Source organism: uncultured Alcanivorax sp. (assembly GCF_947258575.1).
GTDB lineage: Bacteria > Pseudomonadota > Gammaproteobacteria > Pseudomonadales > Alcanivoracaceae > Alcanivorax.
Genome location: NZ_CAMYIV010000006.1, coordinates 1 through 15049, shown reverse-complemented (window position 1 = coordinate 15049; position 15049 = coordinate 1). Strand labels below are relative to the sequence as shown.

The 15049-nt window shown below is 56.4% G+C and carries 13 protein-coding genes; 7 read left to right on the top strand and 6 right to left on the bottom strand.

Features of this window, described 5'->3' with window-relative positions; translation table 11 throughout:
* Positions 1-6 precede the first annotated feature (6 nt).
* The 5 genes from Q0Y02_RS06635 to Q0Y02_RS06615 form a co-directional block, all read right to left on the bottom strand.
* The gene (locus Q0Y02_RS06635; RefSeq protein WP_297766198.1) at positions 7-1170 is read right to left on the bottom strand and encodes a restriction endonuclease subunit S; all 1164 of its coding nucleotides are present in this window, start codon (positions 1168-1170) and stop codon (positions 7-9) included.
* Positions 1167-2768: a class I SAM-dependent DNA methyltransferase gene (locus Q0Y02_RS06630; protein WP_297766195.1), complete on the bottom strand. Its 1602-nt coding sequence runs from the start codon at positions 2766-2768 to the stop codon at positions 1167-1169. The genes Q0Y02_RS06635 and Q0Y02_RS06630 overlap by 4 nt, the downstream gene beginning before the upstream one ends.
* On the bottom strand, positions 2769-4547 hold the full coding sequence (gene rmuC, locus Q0Y02_RS06625) for a DNA recombination protein RmuC (RefSeq protein WP_297766192.1): 1779 nt from the start codon (positions 4545-4547) through the stop codon (positions 2769-2771).
* Positions 4548-4570: 23 nt separating this feature from the next.
* The gene (locus Q0Y02_RS06620; protein WP_297766189.1) at positions 4571-7942 is read right to left on the bottom strand and encodes a DEAD/DEAH box helicase family protein; all 3372 of its coding nucleotides are present in this window, start codon (positions 7940-7942) and stop codon (positions 4571-4573) included.
* Between the two features lie 274 nt (positions 7943-8216).
* Positions 8217-9029, bottom strand: a complete 813-nt coding sequence (locus tag Q0Y02_RS06615) for a DUF6694 family lipoprotein (protein WP_297766185.1) — start codon at positions 9027-9029, stop codon at positions 8217-8219.
* A gap of 162 nt (positions 9030-9191) precedes the next feature.
* Between Q0Y02_RS06615 and Q0Y02_RS06610 the strand changes: the two genes are divergently transcribed.
* From Q0Y02_RS06610 to Q0Y02_RS06580, 7 genes are all read left to right on the top strand, one after another.
* Entirely contained in the window at positions 9192-10079 is an 888-nt protein-coding gene (locus Q0Y02_RS06610; RefSeq protein WP_297766182.1) for a WYL domain-containing protein, read from the top strand.
* 169 nt (positions 10080-10248) lie between these two features.
* Entirely contained in the window at positions 10249-10581 is a 333-nt protein-coding gene (locus Q0Y02_RS06605) for a hypothetical protein (protein WP_297766178.1), read from the top strand.
* Positions 10582-10661: 80 nt separating this feature from the next.
* Positions 10662-11156 (top strand): DNA repair protein RadC, encoded by a 495-nt coding sequence (gene radC / locus Q0Y02_RS06600; RefSeq protein WP_297766175.1) that lies wholly within the window; start codon positions 10662-10664, stop codon positions 11154-11156.
* 98 nt (positions 11157-11254) lie between these two features.
* Positions 11255-12223 (top strand): DUF932 domain-containing protein, encoded by a 969-nt coding sequence (locus Q0Y02_RS06595; protein ID WP_297766172.1) that lies wholly within the window; start codon positions 11255-11257, stop codon positions 12221-12223.
* A gap of 84 nt (positions 12224-12307) precedes the next feature.
* On the top strand, positions 12308-12808 hold the full coding sequence (locus Q0Y02_RS06590; RefSeq protein ID WP_297766169.1) for a hypothetical protein: 501 nt from the start codon (positions 12308-12310) through the stop codon (positions 12806-12808).
* On the top strand, positions 12805-13812 hold the full coding sequence (locus Q0Y02_RS06585) for a lambda-exonuclease family protein (RefSeq protein ID WP_035246358.1): 1008 nt from the start codon (positions 12805-12807) through the stop codon (positions 13810-13812). The genes Q0Y02_RS06590 and Q0Y02_RS06585 overlap by 4 nt, the downstream gene beginning before the upstream one ends.
* A 94-nt stretch (positions 13813-13906) precedes the next feature.
* Positions 13907-14797: a hydrolase or metal-binding protein gene (locus Q0Y02_RS06580; RefSeq protein WP_297766164.1), complete on the top strand. Its 891-nt coding sequence runs from the start codon at positions 13907-13909 to the stop codon at positions 14795-14797.
* On the opposite strand, the gene Q0Y02_RS06575 is transcribed toward Q0Y02_RS06580, so the two are convergent.
* On the bottom strand, positions 14784-15049 hold a 266-nt coding region (locus tag Q0Y02_RS06575; protein ID WP_297766162.1), incomplete at its 5' end, for a helix-turn-helix transcriptional regulator. The two genes, Q0Y02_RS06580 and Q0Y02_RS06575, sit on opposite strands and share 14 nt — an antisense overlap.

Genomic DNA, 15049 nt, shown 5'->3' with positions numbered 1-15049 from the left:
CCCTCCTTATATTTCGCCCGAGAAAGCCTGCTGGCTTAGTGAATCGAAAACATCCGTCGCCCCAGCAAAAGAACGATCCAAACGATCAGTCAGCGATAGAAATTTGAGAAAGACTTCTTGAAATTCATCCTGGATTGATAGCGGCGGGCAGATCATAGGAATTTCTTCCATTTTTCCTTTGCTCACCATTCCTTTCATTGAGTTTGTTGATGCCGACTGGATATGCTTTTTTGAAAAAATGATGAGAGCATATAAAAACCAACTTCTTACACCATTAAAAGGTGTAAGTGCATTTATTTGTTGATTGAACGCTACTTCACGATCTGCATAAGCCACATTGCCAATACAGTCAAAGCTTCCCGCAATACATGTAACTAATATCGAACCCGAGCCAACAACTCTCGCCACCTTTTTTCCTTCTACAGAGAGACTTTCAGAAGCCTTGGTTAAAAAGTGACAAGGCGTGTTGATATTGTCTGACTTAATCCATTCGATGTGATCACCATAGAATCTTTCTTCTTTTCTCGACGGAGTGCTCCCGGTAGTCACCCTTGCGAGCTGTTTTAAGGGCTTAACCTCCCACCCCTTCGGATTAATAACCGGATCACCGAACATATCCAGAAACACGGAGCGGAGGAATTCGTCGGCGAGTTGGATGGCTTGCTGGCGTTTGCGGCGGATGGCGTCGGCTTTGTCGAGAATGGTGGCGATGCGTTTTTGTTCGCGGATGGGGGGAACAGGTACTTCCAATTTCCTCAATACATCAAGGGTAATGCCTTTTACTGTCGCCCCCTTCCCGTGCCCTTCAATAAAATCTGCTTTTGCTTCTAAAAATCTTTTCAGATAATTCTTATCTAGAACCTTCTCATTCCTCACAATCAAGGCCTTTAGGTCCTGATTTATGGCCATATCCACAGTGTTAATGGCCACTTTCCCAAGAGCCATACGTGTCGGGACAATAATATTCCCAGCCGGAATGATATTCGTAGCCGACTTCTCTACACCAAGCGTAGTAATATAATCCGTAGTTTCATTTAGCTCAGCCCCTCTAAAATCTTTAACCGATGCCCAGGGTACCGCGCCACCCCAATACTCAGGTTTCTGCTTGCTTGGTGTTCCGCCGCCACGAATATCCACGAGATCACCCAGCGCAACCACAGGCCAACTCACAGCATCCCCTCCAGATCCTTCAAATCCCCCACGATGTCCTCCTCCAGCGCCATTAGCCGCTTGAGAATCACTTTCGGGTCTTCGTATTCTTCCTCTTCGTACACCACTTCCTTGTAGCGATTGATTGAGAGGTCGTACTTGTTGCTGGCGATGTCGGAGGCGTTGACGATGAAGGCTTTCCGGGTCTTGTCGCCAAAGGTTTTTTCTATTTTCTTGTCGCTGGCGTTGGCTTCCACCAATTCCCTGTATTGTTTCCATTTGACGATGGCATCTGGCAGGTCATTGCCGCCCTCGCCTTTCAGTGGGGTGCGCTTGTCGTCCAGGCTGTAGCCGTCGGCTTGCAGGTCGTAGAACCAGACACGTTCGGTGCTTCCGCCTTTAGTGAAGAGCAGGATGGCGGTGCTGACACCGGCGTAGGGTTTGAATACGCCACTGGGGAGGCTGACGATGCCTTCGAGCTGGTTGTTCTCGATGAGTTCCTTGCGCAGTTGCTGGTGCGCCTTGGAGGAGCCGAACAGCACGCCATCGGGCACAATGACGGCAGCGCGGCCACCTAGCTTGAGGGCGCGGAGGATGTGGGCGACGAACAACAGTTCGGTCTTTTTGGTTTTGACCAGGCCGAGCACATCCGGGTTGGTGTTGGTTTCATCCAGACTGCCCTTGAACGGCGGGTTGGCGAGGATGATGTCGAAGAAGTCTTCTTCCTGTTCCGGGTAGCTTTCCTTTACCGATTTGTTGAGGCTGTCCTGGTAGAGGATGTTGGCGCCGTTTACGCCGTGGAGCATCATGTTCATGCTGGAGACGCGCAGCATGGTGGTGTCGAAGTCGAAGCCCCAGAACATCTGTTTGTTGATGTGTTCCCGGTAGGGTTCCAGCAGGTCGCCGGTGTAGTGTTTGTTGCCCTCTTCGTCTTCGAAGGTGCCGGCCTCGCTGGAATGCACTCGATTGAGGTATTCCATGGTGCGGGCCAGGAAACCGGCGGTGCCGCAGGCCGGGTCGCAGATGATATCGGTGGGTTGCGGGTCGATCAGCTCCACCATGGCATCGATGATGTGGCGCGGGGTACGGAACTGGCCGTTGATACCGGCGGTGGTGAGTTTGCTGAGCAGGTATTCGTAGATGTCGCCTTTCACGTCGCTCTGGGTGAGCGGCAGGTTATCGACCATTTCCACGGCGGAGACCAGTACTGATTCGTTCTTGATCTCCAGATCGGCGTCTTGCATGTATTCGCCGATGTGGCCCAGCGCCTGGGTGGCGCTGCCTTCGCTGCCCAGACCCTCTTCTTCTGCATGTTGCCCCAGGCTGGCGAAATAGGGGTAGACCGCGTTTTTGAGGTGCTTGTGCAGCTCTTTGCCGCTGAGGTTCTTGAAGTTCTTCCAGCGCAGCAGTTGGCCTTCCGGGGTGTTCGGGAACAGGCGGTCGAACTCCTTCTTGCTGCGGGCGGCTTTACGCTCTGCTACTTCTTCCTGCATGTCGAGCATGCGGGCGAACATGAGGTAGCTGATCTGCTCGATAACCGTGAGGGGGTTGGTGATGCCCCCGGTCCAGAATTTTTCCCAGAGGTTGTCGATGTCGTTTTTCAGCTGGCCTGTGAGCATTTAGTTGATCTCTTGATTCGGTGTTTCATCTGCTGATTCGTCAGCATCTGTGTGTGATTGGTCGCTGATCTGGTCTATCGATTCGCCCTGAGCGGTTGTTTCCTCATCTTGCTCTTCTGGTTCTTCCAGCGGCTCTACGATCAAGGCAAGGCGCTCGGATTCAATATCGGTGTGCACAGGCTCCAGACTTGGCAGTGACTTGCTAACTTTGGTAGAAAGCTGGCCGAAACGCTCCACTTTCCCATACAGGCCCTGCTGCCCCGCCAGTGCCGTTATGGTGTTATTGTAGTGGCTGCTGACGGTTTTCAGGGTGCCGCCCAGCTTGTTGAGCCGCTCTGCCACGGTGCAAACCTGATTAAAAATCTCGCCCGCCTTTTCAGAGATCTCGCGGGCTTCCGCATTGCTACGCTCGATCATCCACAGGTTGGAAACGGTACGCAGGATGGGAATGAGCGTGGTGTGGGAGACCAGCACGATGTTCTTCTTGTAGCCGTATTCGAACAGCCCCTTGTCGTATTTGAGGGCCTCGATATAGGCGGGCTCGATGGGCATGAACATGAGGGTAAAGCTGGGGCTGCGCATGCCGATAAGGTTGGTGTAATCCTTGCCTTCCAGATCATCGATATGGCGCTTGATGGCTTTGACGTGTTCATCCATGGCCAGACGGTGCTCTTCGGGGGTTTCCGCGCTGACGGCCTTGTCATAGGCCACCAGGGATACCTTGCTGTCGATGATGATGTGCTTGCCGTCCGGCAGCTTGATCAGGTAATCCGGGCGCTTTCTCTTGCCTTCAGCATCCTTGAACTCGCTCTGGGCGTCGTAATGGTCACCTTCGATCAGGCCGCTCATTTCCAGGGTGCGGCGGAGCTGCACTTCGCCCCAGGCACCGCGCTGCTGGGAATCGCCCTTGAGAGCCGAGGTGAGGTTGTTGGCTTCGGCGCTCATCTTCATGCCGATTTCCAGCACTTCACGGATTTTGCCGTTCATCTCGGTCTGGCCACGCACGGAGGATTCATGCACTTCGTTGACGCGCTTCTGGAAACCTTCAATCTGTTCACGGAAAGGCTTGAGCATCACGTCGATGCTGGCCTTGCTGGTATCGGTGAAGGTCTTGCCCTTTTCCTCGAAGATCTTGTGGGCCAGGTTCTCGAATTCCTTGGTGAGGGACTGCCGCGCCTCGCCCAGTTGTTCCAACTGCTCCTTGTAGTGCTCTTCCTTGCGCTCCAGGTTGGTCTTCAGTTCGGTGTGCTCGTTGTTCAGGCTGAGGTAGCGCTCATTCAAGGCCTTATGGGCTTGTGCATTTTCAGTGACCTGGTCTTTCAGCTCCTGAATGCGGGAATTGGCGTCCTCCAGGCGTTTCTCGCTGGCACGGATATCGGACTGGGCCGCTTCCAGGCTTTTCTCTGCATGGTGTTTTTCATCACGGATGGTTCGCAATTCGTCCCGCGCCTGCTGCAGCTCTGATGTTGACTGGGTCTGGAGTTCTTGAAGGCGTGTTTGGCGTTCCTGAACACGGCCCTGCTCTGTGGCAAGCAGGGAAGTCAGCTTGCTCATTTCCAGTTCTTGCTGGTGAGTGGTTGCTTTTAGCGTCGAGACTTCTTGTTGGGCCTGTGCCAGCTGTTCCCGGGTTTCTTGAAGGTCCGCGTTGCCCTGATCGAGCTGGCCTTCCAGCGCGGCAACCCGTTTTGCTGCTTTCAGGGCGGCCAGCAAATAGCCCACGCCGATAAAGACCACGGCTGCAACCGCCATTACCACGCTTTGTTCGGTGTTCCAGAGCATCCTTCGTCCTTATTCCTGGTCAATCAATGCGCATCATCCTGGCGCAGAAAGGGTTTCAGCACAGCAATGAGGTCATCCACATCTTCGGGACTGAAGACGCCGTCGATGCCCTCATGGGAGATGCTGTCGAACGGTGCCTCGTAGAGCTTGTCCACGACGATGGAGCCATGCTGGGCAATGTGGTTCTTGAGCAGGTTCATAAAACGCACCTGCTGGGCAGTGAGGCTGGGATGCTGGTGGAGAAACTGCTTAAAGTGGTTTTCCACTGCCTGCGGGTCCAACCCGATGATTTCTCGGACGGTGACAGCCAGTTGGTCGGCGGTACGGCCATAGAAGTCGTTAAGGACTTCGAGGCTGACGCCGGGGTGGCTGGTGAGGATGGTGGAGGTGAGCGTTTCCAGTTCCGTCACGGCAATGGGCTCACCCTGGCGGATTCTCTGCAGCACCGGGTTGGCGGCCAGCATGTCATCGAGAATGCCTTTCAGGCGGCGGCGGTAGATCATAGCTTCATTGGCACCAGCGATGGTGACTTGCCGCTCCCCTTCCTTTACTCCACCATCAGACGTACCGGTAGAAGGCGTGGTGTAGCCGCCTGTTCCGCCGGATTGCTTGTATTTCATGATGCCGCGCAGCCCGCTGCGGGCCTTTTCCAGTTTCTCGATGCTGGGCTGCTGCCAGAAGTCTGCACTGCGTACGTCGGCGATCAGGGCATCTTTCTGCCGGACGGCCTGGATATTCACCGCCAACTTGTCCAATTCGGCCAGGAATTCATCCCGGCCATCTTCAAAACAACTAGCCTGTTCCACCAGACAGCGCTGGATGCTGGCGATCAGCTTATCCAGCGCGGTGGCGTGCTTGTCTCGCAGCACTCTGGCTGACATGAGGGGAGCCAGCGTCTCGACCAGCTTATGCCGGGTAGTGGCCTCGAATTTCTTCAGGGCATCGGTTTGCTGAAGCTGGTGTACCAGACGCAGTTCACGTTTTACGGCAACACTGGTTTCCGGCAGGTCGTTGATGTCTGCCTGAAGCAGTGCGATGGCGGCATCGAAGGCTGGAGCATTACTGTTCTTGAGTGCACTTTCGGCCAGATCCAGACGGGCCTCGAAGGTGGTCTGCAGCAGGGATTTTCCGCCGGTGTCTTCCGGCTCTTTGTATTCCTGTTCGAAGAAATCGAAGTTGCTGTAATGATCGAAGATCAGAAATTCGGTTTTATCCTTTCCGGGGCCAAACAGGTTCGGACAAAGACGGGTACCGCGACCGATCATCTGCCAGAACTTGACCCAGGATTTGACCGGCTTGGCGAAGACCAGGTTGACCACTTCAGGGACATCAATGCCGGTGTCGAGCATGTCGACGGAAATGGCGATGCGGAAGTCGTTGTCGGCTTTCTTGAATTCCTTGATCAGGCTATCTACATGGGGAACCTTATTGTGGATGACCTTACATACCTTGGTGCCATATTGCGGGTAGAGCTTGCAGAACAGCGCTTCCAGGTGCTCCGCGTGGTCCTGGCGCTGGGCAAAAATGATGGTCTTGCCCACCAGGGAGCCGGTTTCATCCTTGATGCCGTTATTGATCAGGTTTTCCAGGATGATGCGGTCGGTATCTTCGCTGAAGATCTTACGGCCAATGTCCTTGCCGGCGATGGTGGTGTTGCGGGCTTCTTCCTCTCCCAGGTCGTCTTCCAGCCGCTGCTTTTGTTCATCGTCCAGGTCGTTGTAGTGGATGCCATCACGCAGGAAGTCGGTGGTGAGATCCTTGACCCGGAACGGCACCAGGTACGGCGGTTCGTTGTTGATGGCCGCATCCAGACCAAATTCGAAGGTGGGGTCGGTGGTTTCACAGCCAAACATGTCGAAGGTGTTGCGGCTGATGAATTTCACCGGGGTGGCGGTGAGCCCCACTTCCAGGGCATCGAAGTAGTCAAACAGATCCCGGTATTTGTTGTAGATACTGCGGTGGGATTCATCGGCGATGATGAGGTCGAAAAAGCCCACGTCCAGCTGCGCGAAACGATTCATCATGCCGGGATAGGTGGCGATGTAGATACGCGCATTCTGGTCGATCTGGTTGGTTTCGCCGATGACACAGCGCGGTTCGCTGGGCAGGTTCTGCTTGAAGGCATCATCCGCTTGAATTCGTAGCTCCTTGCGGTCGCAAAGGAATAACACACGCTTGGCCCAGCCGGTGCGCAACAATAGCTCGCCCAGGGCAATGGCCACTCGGGTTTTCCCGGTGCCCGTGGCCTGAATGATCAAGGCCTTGCGGCGCTGGCCTTGAAAGTGAGCGGCAACCGTCTTGATGGCCTCAATCTGGTAGGGGCGATCCGCAATGCGCAGCTCCGGGTTGAACTTCTCCAGTTCGGCGGCGCGGTAGTGGCGCTGGTAAATCAGGTAATTAAGGCTGTCTTTACTATAGAAACCGTAGACCTGACGGTACGCGTTGTACTGGTGATCATCCCAGATGAAAGTTTCGTAGCCATTGCTGTAGAAGATGACCGGGCGCTGATAGCCCATGCGCTCGAAGGCATCGGCATACAGGCGGGCCTGCTCGCGGCCCGCCTGCAGGCTGGTGTTTCCCGATTTCTTGGCTTCCACGACGGCCAGGGGCTGGCCGTTATCGCCCCATAGCACGTAGTCGGCATAGCCCTTGCCTGAGGGGTTATTGGGGAAGTCCACTTCGACTTCCTGACCAACCTGCTCCGGGTCATCCACATCCCAGCCTGCCTTGGTGAGCATTACATCAATGAGCTGCTTGCGGGTTTTGGCCTCGTTCCACTGCAGGCTATCGGCAACCGCCTGGCTTTTCTGGTGCTTCTCTTTTTGCTCTACAGGCTGGGGCGGATCGATATGCTGAACATTTTTTGTCCGCTCCCTATCCAACTCATCCAGGAGAGCCTTTACCTCTTCCTGCCGGGCTTCCAGCTTTTCCTTGTAAGCACTAACCGATTGCTTTAGCTCGCCAAGCGCAGCGGATTGATCCGGGATTTCCTGGAAGTCGGGAATATCTGCCTTCTTCTTCCCGTAATACTTGATTGCCATGTACATGGCGAGCTGGTGCGCTATACCCAATGCCAGTTTGGCATCCCTCACCGAGCCCTTGGCACCATGAGCGGTCTCATTGCCCTGAATCCGCAAAGCATTGATCTGGTAGACCAGCGGCTTGCTGGTACAGGCAGTGAACACCGGGTCTTTGAGCAACTCGTAGAAACTCGCCTGAGGCAGGCGCGGAAGGAGCTCTTCTTTGTAGATGGCCTTGGTGACCTCTTCTGCAAAGCCCCTGAGCCTGGTCAGGGCGCTGCCGGGATCAATATGCAGGACTGCCTCGGCCAAACCCGCCACTTCGGCCAACGACTCATTGGCCGGGCGTAGAAACTCGAAATTAACAGACTTCATAAATCCCTTTTCCCCTGCTTGGCCCGACATATAAGGCCAAGGCAGCACCAGGCTCCTTCGTGGCCCTTTGAGTTGCTGCCAACTCCCCCCTATCAGCCCTCTTTTATCCGGCCAATATCATTTTGGCTCCACGCCACCTTTTTTGGTGCTTTGTGAAGGTTATTCATCGTGTTGGAAAGGCTATCACAAAGAATCATGAGTGCCTCCCCTCTACACATTCCTTCTCCCCTATTACCCCCCTGCATCAGGCATCCCATGATGCAGGGGGGCCGGTCTAATCAACTCCATATTGCTTTTTTAGCTCAGCCAAGCGGTTACGATCTCGCTCGCTGAAGTCTCTGGTGGAATACAGGGCTTCGCCGTCCGGCCCGTCCAGCTGTTCCACCATCACCGTAAAGACAGCATCTGCAGGGGCATCCACTTTGCCCCAGTCAGAGTAACTGTTCGGTGCCAGCGTCCAGGTAGCTTCCTCGCCAGGCTCCAGGCCACCGGAAATGCTGTAATTAAACTGGTCTTCATGCCAAGGCACACTCCGGTCAGGGCTGGCGATGGTGCCGGAGAAATAGGCACGAGAGATGGCTTGATCCGTGCCGTTCTTGACCGTTAGCTCAATGATCGGCTGCTCGCCAAGGTATTGCCTTTCCCGCATATAGAAGCGGGAGCGCACCACCTGGAATTTGTCCAGCTGCTGTTTGGCCTGCTCAGCCTTGTCCCGCTTGGCAACTAGCTCGCGGATCTCGGCCAGTGCTTGCTCTTTCTCCCGAGCTTTGCGTTCGGCCTGAATTTGCTCTGCCTGGGCCAGTACCTGCTCCGCCGTCTTGCCGTTCAGGGCTTCGCGCATTTTGCCCTCCACATCACCGGCATCGGCACCGCCATTGGCAAACAGGCTCTTCATATCGATCTGACTGAAGGCGATCAACTGAACCGCCTGATCGAAATCTGTCCGCTTCGCTTCGGGCAATGACTCCCGAACCTTGGCCACAGACTCTTTCATCTTGGCCTCACTGGAGGCATCAATGGTGGGGTCGGAACAGCCTGTAATGGCCATGGTCGCCAGGACCAGCATCAATAGTGCATAGACTTTCATTATTTTCTCCTTCGCCACTTTTCCCTAAGTCAGATGCGGCATCCTGCCGCTTTTGTCTCGTCCATGATGACACCCAAAGGCTATTTACTTATTATCGTCATGTCGATACTGAATACATGAACACGTCGCCTTTTGGCACATATCGCTTTTTGGAGCATATCCATGGCACGGACTGCGGGTAAAAACGCGGCAGACTGGCCGCTGCGCTGGGATCTGTTATTGCGCTATAGACTGATCGAGGTGATCGCCCTCTGGGAGGGGCGGCTGACCACCAACCACCTTCAGCGAGCATTTGGCATTGGCCGACAGCAGGCCAGCAAGGACATTAACCACTATCTTGCTGAATATGCGCCGGGCAACCTGGAATACGACCGCTCCCTGAAGGGGTACAAGCCCGCCAGCACCTTCAAGCCCGTATTCACACGGGGCGTGGCGGATGAGTACCTTCAGATGATGCATGCCCGGGAGGACCTCAGTTGTGCCTTTGAGGCCCTGGATGTGCGCGAACTCAATACCGAAGTGCTGCTTCCTCCTTCTCGTGACCTACACCCGAGTGTGCTGCGCCCGATTCTCCAGGCCTGCCGCGATAAACTACGCGTGGAAATCCAGTACGCTTCCTTGAGCAATCCGGAACCGGAATATCGGGTCATCCAGCCCCACACAGTGGTACACAGTGGTCTGCGCTGGCATGTCCGTGCCTGGTGCGAAAAAAATAGTGGCTATCGGGATTTTGTGCTTAGCAGGATTCAGGATAAACCGGACATCAGTCTAGCTGGAGAGCATGGCCCAGAGCAGGATACCGCCTGGCAGCAAACGCTAACGCTAGAAATCATTCCCGACCCACGACTATCGCCGGCTCAGCAGGCCGTGATTGCTCGTGACTATGGCATGACAAGTGGCGTATTGGCCGTTACGTGTCGGGCAGCCATGGCTAATTACATCGTGCAACTTCTACGACTGGATGATCAGCATCACCGTGAGGCCATAGCCCAGCAGGTTGTATTAGGAAACCGGAAAGCAATCCAAAAGTGGCTTTGGAAAGACAACTAATATGGCAACCCCAGTTTTGATTAAGGGGTAAAACAGTATGCCCTTCGCAAATAAACGTTGATTGATACCCAAGATCAACAACCAACGTTAACCAAGATTTTTTCAGACACATATCACCTCCACGAAGCCAGGGAGGAATGACCTTCCTGACCCATCTCATGGAGGTTTAATGATCATTCAATGTCCCAGCTGCCAATCTATCCGGGTATCAGCACTCCACAACGGACGCAGGGTATGTGGTTCCGTCGGCACAGCTGCTGGTGCCGCTAGTGGCGTAGCTGCAGCCACCAGTGGTGCCCGTGTGGGCATGACACTGGGCTATGTCGCAGGCCCTGGAGGATCTCTGCTCGGCGGCATAGCCGGTGCCGTGATTGGCGGTTTGATAGGGGGAGTAGCTGGCGGTGAGGCTGGCGCTGCCCTCGGTGATAAGCTCGACCAGACCTTCCTCGACAACCTGAAGTGCCTGGATTGCGGCCACGCCTTTCGACTCGACACCGATTGACCCGTATTTCGCACATCCCCTTTTCACTGCATACCAGGGCCCGCCTTGTGCGGGCTTTTTTATGCCGTTTTGGAGTTTTTATGGATATTCCCACTTTCGTAAAGAACGAGCAGGGCCTGTACCACGTACAGGGCTGCGTGAAGCCTGAGGAGATTGTCAGTACCGCTGCCACCATTCTGCTGGATGAGCTGACCGGTCGGGAGGCGCTCACTGCACCCACCGATGTCGCCCAGTTCCTGCAGATGGCCCTGGCCCAGGAGAAGAACGAGGTCTTCGCGGCCATCTTTCTCAACAACAAGCACAAGGTGCTCAGTTTCGAGTCCTTGTTCAACGGCACCATTGATGGTGCTGCGGTGTATCCCCGTGTGGTGGTACAGCAGGCCCTGGCCTGCAATGCCGCTGCCGTGATCTTCGCCCACAACCATCCCTCCGGATGCTGTGAGCCCTCCCAGGCTGATCGCACCATCACTACCCGGCTGAAGGACGCTCTGGCCCTGATCGATGTGCGAGTACTAGATCACTTCGTCGTGTCTCGCTCTGAGTGGGTCAGCCTGGCCCAGCGTGGCTGGCTCTGAACCGCCCCTCTTGGGCTTTTGCTCTACCCCTGACTCACCCCTCTTCTCATTCGTTAATCCGCCCGTTTCGGGCTCAGCGTTATTCTTGGAGAATTACCATGGCACACCTTGTCGAAAGCATGGCCTATGCAGGCCGTACCCCCTGGCACGGGCTGGGCAACCAGCTCGCTGCCCAACAACCTCTCAATGTCTGGATGCAAGAAGCCGGCATGGACTGGGAGATCCGTGAAACCCCTGTCCGCTTCATTAGCAGCGAGGCCGGCGCCCTCGGCCAGATCTCGTCCTTCCCGGATCAGAAGGTGCTGTTCCGCTCAGACAATCAGGCGCCTCTGTCCGTAGTGAGTAACCGCTTCAAGGTGGTTCAGCCCCGGCAGATCCTGGAGTTCTACCGGGATCTCACCGAGCGCTCCGGCTTTGAGCTGGAAACCGCTGGCGTCCTTAAAGGTGGCCGCAAGCTCTGGGCGCTGGCCCGCACCGGGCAAACGGGTTCCTTGGCAGGCGATGACCAGACCAACGGCTATGTGCTTCTGGCTACTGCCTGTGACGGCACCCTGGCCACCACTGCCCAGTTCACAAGCATCCGGGTGGTGTGCAACAACACCCTGGCGGTAGCCCTGAATGGCGCCGGCCAGGCGGTGAAAGTCCGCCACAACACCACCTTCGATGCCCAGGCCGTCAAGAAACAGCTGGGGATCTCCGTCTCCGCCTGGGATGACTTCATGTATCGCCTGAAGGCCCTCAGCGAGCGGCGCATCACCCGCAAGACCGCCGAGAAAGTCATGCGCTCGGTCTTCACCGATGTGAACTACGCCTCTGGTGACATGCTGGTGAAGCCCAACGAACAGGCCATGAAGAAGGCCATGGCGTTGTATGAGGGCGCCGGTCGCGGTGCAGAGCTACCGTCTGCCAAGAACACGGCCTACGGACTGCTCAATGCAGTCACCGAGTTCGTGGACCACGAACGACGCGCCCGCAGCACCGACAACCGGCTGGATTCCGCCTGGTTCGGCAAGGGTGCCCAGATCAAGCAGCGGGCCCTGAGCCAGACCCTGGAACTGGTGGCCTGACTGATTCCCGACTCACTCTTTTCCCTCGACTAAAGCCCGACCCGCTCTGTGCCGGTTGGGCTTTTTATTGTTTGGAGCCTGACCATGACAGAACGCAATCACGATAGTCCTGTAACCCGGGAATCAAGACTCTCTGCGCCACCCCTCTCACCGCATCTGGCCGCCATTTGGGGTGCCTTTCTCCATGAAGGGGTGATGCTGAACAAGGAGCGCGGCACCCGGCTTCTGGAGATCTGGGGTAATGGCTGTATCGAGCTGATCCGCACCCTGTGTGACTTCATTCCCGATATCTGGAAACAGGTGCAACCCTACTGGTACGGCCCGCAAGGGTTTCCTGGGGTGTTCGAGTACGAGGTGGTGTCCATTCTGGGCGAACAGCTCGGTACCTATCTGCTCGATAATGACGGCAATTTTCCATCCCAAGCTGACATCCAGCAGATGATCACCGATCTGGTGGTCACCTTCTTCAGCCAGGGCGGCAGTCATGAGATCCCGACGGATCAGACGCCCCAGACCCACCGGCTGATCAATCTCCATGATCGCTTTACCGAGCGGCTGACCCAACTGGAAGGAGGTCACTCATGAGCACGCCCCGCGCCATCAAACCCTCATCCCGTCCGGCCCTGCGCCTGGTGTCCACCAAGGGCATGAACCGGGAACAATGGCTCAAGGTCCGCAAACAAGGTATCGGCGCCAGCGATGCCGCTGCGGCAGTGGGGCTCAACCCGTATCAGTCGCCCCTGGAGCTGTGGATGATCAAGACCGGTCGGGATGGGCTATTACCGGCCCCCGATCCGGACGACATCCATACCCCGCTGTACTGGGGCAATCTTCTTGAACCCAAGGTGGCCGAGGCCTATGCCAAGGCGACAGGCAACAAGGTGCGGCGAGTGAATGCCGTACTCCAGCACCCGGATGCGGACAAGTCCTGGATGCTGGCCAATCTGGATTACTCGGTAGTGGGCAATCCAGAGGTGCAGATCCTGGAGTGCAAAACCACTGGCCTTAATGGTGCCCGGCTCTGGGCCGATGGCGTACCGGAGTACATCCAGTGCCAGGTTCAGCATCAACTGGCCGTCACCGGCAAGCAGGCAGCGGACGTGGCGGTACTGATCTGCGGGCAGGAGTTGCAGGTGCATCGCATCGAGCGGGATGAAGCCGTCATCAAGCAACTGATCGAGCTGGAGCGGGCTTTCTGGCACTTGGTGGAAACCGATACGCCACCCGAGGCCGATGGCTCCGACTCCGCCGACCAGGCGCTGCGGGCGCTCTACCCTCGTGATGATGGCGAAACCCTGGATCTCATTGAAGACACCGCACTCAACGGTGATTTCAGTGAGATGCTGGATATCCGGGAGCGACTGGCCCGTCTGGCCGAGCGGGAAGCAAGGCTCAAGCAGCGCATCCAGCAACGCATGGGGGACGCCGCTCGGGCTTACTTCCTGGATGGCCAGGTGAGCTGGAAACGCAGCAAGGACAGTACGGTGCTCGATACTGACGCCCTGCTCAAGACTCAGCCCGCGCTACTGCAGCAATTCCCCAAGCATCGGGCCGGCAGTCGCCGGTTCCTGGTCAAGCCCAACGCCTGATCGTTCAACCATCCCCCCACTCAACACGCCACGCCTAACAGCATAAACGCCGGGCCCAGCCCGGCGGCTGTGCTTTTTATAACAGGAGATTCCCATGATCAAAGGACTCGCCATTACGCCCCCCGTGATTGGCCGTATCAGTATTGGCCGCATGGTAGAAAAGAACGGCAAGCGTCTGCCGGAGAAAGACGACCAATTCACCATCACCACCCAGATCCAGACCCGGGAGGGCTGGCTACCGCACCCGCTGGATGAGGCTCTACGTCAGGAAGTACAAGGCAAGAAGCTGCGCAGCATTCCCGTCACCCTGCCTTTCAATGATCCGGACCTTAACCTGCGGGCGGAGTACACCTTCTTCGAGCGCAAGAGTGGCCGCCCCCTATGTAGTGGCGACGGGGAGATCTGTCGGCGCCGCACCGACCAGGGCCTGGAGCAACTGCCTTGCCCGTCACCCGACCTATGCGAATTCGGCGCCCACGATCTGTGCAAACCCTACGGGCGTCTGTACGTACGAATCGGGGAAGAGGATGAACTGGGCTGCTTCGTGTTCCGGACCACCGGCTACAACAGCATCCGCACCTTGGCTGCCCGGTTACGCTACTTCCATGCCATCTCTGGCGGCAACCTAGCCACCCTGCCCCTCGAGCTGAAGCTGCGCGGGAAGAGCACTACCCAGAGCCACCGAGCACCAATCTACTACGTGGATCTGACGCTGCGGGCTGAGCAATCCATGGAGGATGCCGTCAGCCACGCGAGGGAAACAGCCAAGGTCAGGGAAAACCAAGGCATCAACCAAGCAGAGCTGGACAAGGTGGCCCATGCCGGCCTGCTCAACACTCAGTTCGAGTACTCGGAGGAGGAAGGGTTACAGGTCGTGGAGGAGTTCGTGCCGGAAGGCTCGGCCCCACCGGGCAATGCTCAACCGCAGTCGGCACAGGGACTCAGCCAGAAGCTGGCCGGAAAAAGGCAGGCTAATCAATCATAGCCAGCAGACCTTGGCGGCGCTTAACGGACAGGCGCCGGTAGCCCTTGAGCAGTTGGGCTTCGGCGTCATTGCGTACCTGGGCGTCATACTTGGAATTCAGCTCTGAGGCACCCTCGACCGGATCACCGCAGATCAGATGATCCAGCGATACACCGAGGACCGCCTTCAACTTCGGCAGTAAACGAAATCCGGGCGAATCACGGCCATTTTCCCAGGCGGATATCGTGGATTTGGTCACATGAAGCTCGTCGC